This window comes from Oerskovia sp. NPDC060287 (assembly GCF_042726775.1).
Lineage (GTDB): Bacteria > Actinomycetota > Actinomycetes > Actinomycetales > Cellulomonadaceae > Oerskovia > Oerskovia merdavium.
On record NZ_JBHXBO010000269.1, the window covers coordinates 1 to 5,084 of the forward strand.

4 protein-coding genes and 1 pseudogene are annotated in these 5,084 nt (G+C 74.4%); 3 read left to right on the forward strand and 2 right to left on the reverse strand.

The annotated features are described in order from the left end of the window. Positions 1-45: 45 nt before the first annotated feature. Both ACFWFR_RS17160 and ACFWFR_RS17165 read right to left on the reverse strand, forming a co-directional pair. The gene (locus tag ACFWFR_RS17160) at positions 46-807 is read right to left on the reverse strand and encodes a hypothetical protein (RefSeq protein ID WP_377623817.1); all 762 of its coding nucleotides are present in this window, start codon (positions 805-807) and stop codon (positions 46-48) included. Next, positions 804-2,483: a PspC domain-containing protein gene (locus ACFWFR_RS17165; protein WP_377623818.1), complete on the reverse strand. Its 1,680-nt coding sequence runs from the start codon at positions 2,481-2,483 to the stop codon at positions 804-806. The genes ACFWFR_RS17160 and ACFWFR_RS17165 overlap by 4 nt, the downstream gene beginning before the upstream one ends. A 156-nt stretch (positions 2,484-2,639) precedes the next feature. Here ACFWFR_RS17165 and ACFWFR_RS17170 point away from each other — a divergent pair, with 156 nt between their 5' ends. The 3 genes and pseudogenes from ACFWFR_RS17170 to ACFWFR_RS17180 all read left to right on the forward strand — a co-directional run. Continuing rightward, on the forward strand, positions 2,640-4,154 hold the full coding sequence (locus tag ACFWFR_RS17170) for a PspC domain-containing protein (RefSeq protein WP_377623820.1): 1,515 nt from the start codon (positions 2,640-2,642) through the stop codon (positions 4,152-4,154). 5 nt (positions 4,155-4,159) lie between these two features. Then, the gene (locus ACFWFR_RS17175; RefSeq protein WP_377623822.1) at positions 4,160-4,843 is read left to right on the forward strand and encodes a LuxR C-terminal-related transcriptional regulator; all 684 of its coding nucleotides are present in this window, start codon (positions 4,160-4,162) and stop codon (positions 4,841-4,843) included. Between the two features lie 147 nt (positions 4,844-4,990). Then, a pseudogene (locus ACFWFR_RS17180) lies at positions 4,991-5,084 on the forward strand (ferredoxin); the annotation flags it as partial.

Genomic DNA, 5,084 nt, shown 5'->3' on the forward strand with positions numbered 1-5,084 from the left:
ACGTCCGGCGTGTCGCAGCCGAACCACCCACTCACGGAAGGTGAGTCACCGGTGAGCTCTCTCCCGGGCGTTGCGACGTGCGCTCGACGCGATCGAGCCGACCACGAGCACCAGGCCCGCGACGCTCAGCAGGGCGATGAGGGCGACGTCCAGGTCGTACGTCGCACCGAGGGCCAGGGCGAGGATGCCCGCGCCCACCGCGACGATGACGAAACCCCACACGACCGTGCCCACGCGCAGGCCCCGGTTGCGCGGGTCCTCGCCGGGGACGGGGCCGCCCGGGGCGAGGTTCGCCTTCTGCTGCGCCGTGGTGTTCCACTGCGCTGCCGGGTCGACCGCGGGAGCGGGCGTCGCCACCGCCGGAGCGGGGACCGGTGCCGGCACGCTCGCGGCGGCGGGCTCGGGGTCGACCGGCGCGTCCTGCACGGGGTAGGCCTGCGTGTGCGTCGGCGCGGCCTCCCAGACGGGCAGCGCCTGGGTCGGGGGAGTCACCGGGAGAGCCTGGGTGGGCTCGGCGACGGGCAGCGCCTGGGTCGCCTCGGTCCGGAAGATCTCGTCGGCCAGGTCGGCCTCGGACGGAGCGACCGCCTCCAGGACCTGGGTCGCGTCGGGGTCGGTCGAGGTGTCCTCGGACGCGAGCACGCCGGCCTCTGCCGGTGCCTCGGGCCGGTCCTCGTCCTGTTCCTCGGCCTCGGAGCCCGGGGCCTCGCCCGGCATGGCCGCGAGCTCGATCGTCGGGTCGACCGGGGGGAGGGCCTGAGTCTCGTCGTGGTCGTCGGACTCGTAGGGGTTCTTCTCGGTGGTCATGATTCCTCCCGGATGGTGACGTCTCCCGCGGCGACGTCGACCTCGAGCAGGAGCACGGGGTCGGCGCCGTCGGAGACGGAGTCGGTGGTGAAGGTGTGCGGGCGGGTGTTGACGCCGTTGATGCTGCGGCGCTCGCCGTCGACGGTCCAGGTCGCGTTGCCCGCGAGGACGCGGACCTCGGCCTCGACCGGGACGCCCGAGGGGACGATCACGGTGAGGTCCCCGGCGCGCAGGTCGACGGGCACGACGACCGGGTCCTCACCGACAGTGCTCAGGTCGAGCCGGCTCAGGTCGACGACGGGGTCACCGAACGTGAAGGCGAACCCGTTCTCGGCGTCCTGGACCGAGGTGACCGTGTAGGTCGAGTCCGACGCGCGGCCCTGGAGGTTCACGTCGAAGCGATCGACCGAGTTCCAGCCGGCGATCGGGAGCGCGATGATCGTCGCGACGATCGCGAGGCCGCCCAGGGCTCCGCTCGTGCGACCGCGGAGGCCCGAGATCACGACACCGAGGCCCAGGAGGATGATCGTCGCGCCGATCCACGTGTAGAAGAACGGCACGTCGATCACGTCGCGACGCTCGAGCAGCATGAGGACCGCTGCGCCGAGCAGGCTCACGCCGAGCGTGATCCCCACGATCGCGGTCCCGGGGCCGCGGGGCCGCCGGGCGGCGCGGGCGCGCTGCTCCTCGACCCGGCGCAGGCGGTCCGCCTCGCGCTGGGCCTGGCGACGCGCCTGCTCCTGGGCCCGCGCCGCCTGCTGGGCTGCGGCCTGCTGGGCGGCGTAGGCCTGGGGCGGGACGGGCGGCGTGGGGCGCTGGCCCGCGTAGGCCTGCGGGGGCAGGGGAGCGGAGGCGGTGTACGCGGGGCCCGACGGCGCCGCGGGGGTCGCGGGGTACGTCACCCCGGGTGCGGGTGCGGCGCCCGGCGCGGGAGGTCCGTACGGGGGGCGGGCCTGCGTGGGCTGGCCGGGGCGGCCGTGCTGCCAGGCGTTCCCCTGGTGGCCCTGCGGGGACGGCGCGCCGCCCGGTCCGAACGGCTGCGCGGGGTAGGGCTGGCCGGGCTGGGCGACCGGCGGGGCCTGCTGCTGCGTGTGCTGGGCCGCGGTGTACGCGGCCCGCTTGTCGTTGCGACGGTTGACGACCAGCACGATCACGACGATCACCGCGGCGGTCCAGAACAGCCCGTTGAGCCACTCGAGCCCTGCGAAGTGCCACCAGGACGACCAGCCGGTGCTCCAGCTCAGGCCGACGATCGTCGTCGCGGCCGCACCGAGCATCGCGACGTCGAAGTCGCCGCGGACCGTCTGCTGCAGGTGGATGCGGCCGTCGCGGGCCTCGGGGAGGAGAGCCCAGGCGACGCCGTACAGGACGAGGCCGGCTCCCGAGAGGAAGACCGAGACGACGAGGAGACCACGCACGATCAGGGGGTCGATCCCGAACCGGTCGGCGATCCCGCCGGCGACGCCACCGATCCAGCGGTCGTCCGAGCGGGAGATGCCGAGACGTCGGACGGCGTCGAAGAAGCTGTCCATCCCGGTGGACGGGGTCGGCGGGCCCTCAGGCCCTGCCGGGGCCGGACCGTTCGCGGAGAAGGGCGTGCCGGCGGTCTGCTGGGCCGCCCCGGTCGGTGCGGAGCTCCCGGCCGGCGGTTCTGGGGAGGTGTCCTCGGTGTTCATGGCTCCAGCCTGACGCGCGCAGCGGCCGGCCGGTATCGGGTGTTCCCCTGAGCCGACCCTGAATCCCGTGCCGCGCGACCCTGATCTTCTGGTCAGGGAAGGGACCAAGGGGGCGTTTCGCCCGGTGAGGGCGTCAGGACGTGTGACCATCAGAGGGTGACACAGACCGCGCAACCAGCCAGACGGCTCCCGCTCCGGCGCCCCGAGCAGGGGCGCTGGGTCGGTGGCGTGTGCCGAGGGCTGGCGCTGCACCTCGACCTGCCCGTGGGCGCGATGCGCTTCGTGATGGTCCTGCTCGCCCTCGCGGGCGGCGCGGGGATCGTCCTGTACGTCTTCCTCTGGGTCACGGTGCCCGTGGGCGACCCGGCGCAGGCCGCGGACGAGGAGCGTCCCACCTCGCTCCGGCGGATCGCGCCCCGCCTGCAGGGGCGCGTACGCAAGCTCCCGGTGCGCGACGTCGCGATCGGCGTGGTCCTGCTGAGCGGTGCCGCGGTCCTGGTGGCAGCGCGTGCCGGCGTCGACGTCGAGGTCTCGTGGGTCCTGCCGGTGCTCATCGCGCTCGCGGGGACCGCCCTCGCGTGGTCTCAGCTCGACGCCGCGCAGCGGGGGCGCTGGCTCTCGCGCGCGGGAGGGCGGACACCCGCCGGGGTGCTGCGGCTCGCGGGCGGGCTGGCCCTGGTCCTGGTCGGGGTCCTGCTCCTGGTGGGCCAGGACTCGACGGCCTCGGACATGGTCCGGGCGACCGTCGCGTCGCTCGCGGTGCTCGCGGGCGCGGCGATCGTGCTCGCGCCGTGGTGGCTGAGGCTCGTGCGCGAGCTGGGTGACGAGCGTGCGGCCCGAGCCCGGGAGGCCGAGCGGGCGGACATCGCGGCCCACCTGCACGACTCGGTCCTGCAGACGCTCGCGCTCATCCGGGCCAGTGCGGCCGACGCGGACACCGTGGCACGCCTCGCGCGTGCCCAGGAGCGCGAGCTCCGCGAGTGGCTGTACAACGATCGACCGGCTCCTGGTACGTCGCTCGCTGCCGAGCTCCGGACGCTCGTGGGCGAGGTCGAGGACCGCCAGAGCTGGCGGCTCGCGGCGGGTGCGGCGAGCACCGCGGGCATGAGTGCCGCAGGGACCGTCGGAGACGGCGGCTCGGCCGGGACGGCCGCGGTCGTCGTCGACGTCGTCGTCGTGGGGGACTGCGTGCCGACCGACGAGACCACGGCGCTCCTCCAGGCCACGCGCGAGGCGCTCGTCAACGCCGTCGCGCACGGCCGCCCGCCCGTCTCGGTCTACCTCGAGGTGTCCGACGACATGGTCGAGGTGTTCGTGCGCGACCGCGGCGACGGTTTCGAGATGAAGGACATCGCCCAGGACCGGTTCGGCGTGCGCGAGTCGATCATCGGGCGCGTGACGAGGCGCGGCGGGCAGGCGGAGGTCGTGTCGAGGCCGGGCTGGGGGACCGAGGTGCGCCTCAAGGTGCCCCGCGCCGCCGAGGCCGAGGGCGAGCCGGCGGCTGCGCCGGCCGGCGCGGCAGCGCCCGGACCTAGGATGCCGGGGGAGCCCGACGCGGGCACGACGCCCGTCGGGCCGGCCCGGAACGGGTCGCAGCCTGCACCGATGCCCTCCACGGGACCCGCGCAGCAGCCCGAGCCCATCGCCCGCACGACCCAGGAGCGCACGTGACCACCATCCCGAACCCCGAGCCGACCACGCTCCCGGGCGCGCCCGTCCCGGTCGTCCTCGTCGACGACCACCACATGTTCCGTGCGGGGGTGCGTGCGAGCCTCGACGGTCGTGTCGACATCGTGGGCGAGGCCGACAGCGTCGACGGCGCCGTCGAGGCCATCCGTGCCCTGCGGCCTCCTGTCGTCCTGCTCGACGTGCACCTGCCGGGCGGCAACGGCGGCGGAGGGGCCGAGGTCATCACGCGCTGCTCCGACCTCCTGGGGTCCACGCGGTTCCTCGCCCTGTCGGTGTCCGACGCCGCCGAGGACGTCGTCGCGGTCATCCGGGCCGGTGCCCGCGGCTACGTGACCAAGGCGATCTCTGGCCCCGACCTGTCGGGCGCGGTCGTCCAGGTCGCGAGCGGCGACGCGGTCTTCTCCCCGCGGCTCGCAGGGTTCGTGCTCGACGCGTTCGGCACCGGGCAGGCCGACGTCGCCGTGGCCGACGACGAGCTCGACCGGCTCTCGGCCCGCGAGCAGGAGGTCATGCGACTCATCGCGCGTGGCTACGCCTACCGTGAGGTCGCCTCCGAGCTCTTCATCTCGGTCAAGACGGTCGAGACCCACGTGTCGTCGGTGCTCCGCAAGCTGCAGCTGTCCTCGCGCCACGAGCTCACGCGATGGGCCGCGGCGCGGCGCCTCCTCTGAGGGCGCCCGCCCGCTCCGGGGAGACCCGGCGAACCGCGAGATCTCGCCGTATTAGCAGGTGAGAAGCGGTCTGCCGCGCCTCGTGGGGGCGATAACCTGGGGGGAGCCGGGTGACGCCCTCCGGCCCCGACGAAAAGGACTTCCGCCGTGACGTACGTGATTGCTCAGCCTTGTGTGGACGTGAAGGACAAGGCGTGCATCGAGGAGTGTCCGGTGGACTGCATCTACGAGGGCAAGCGGT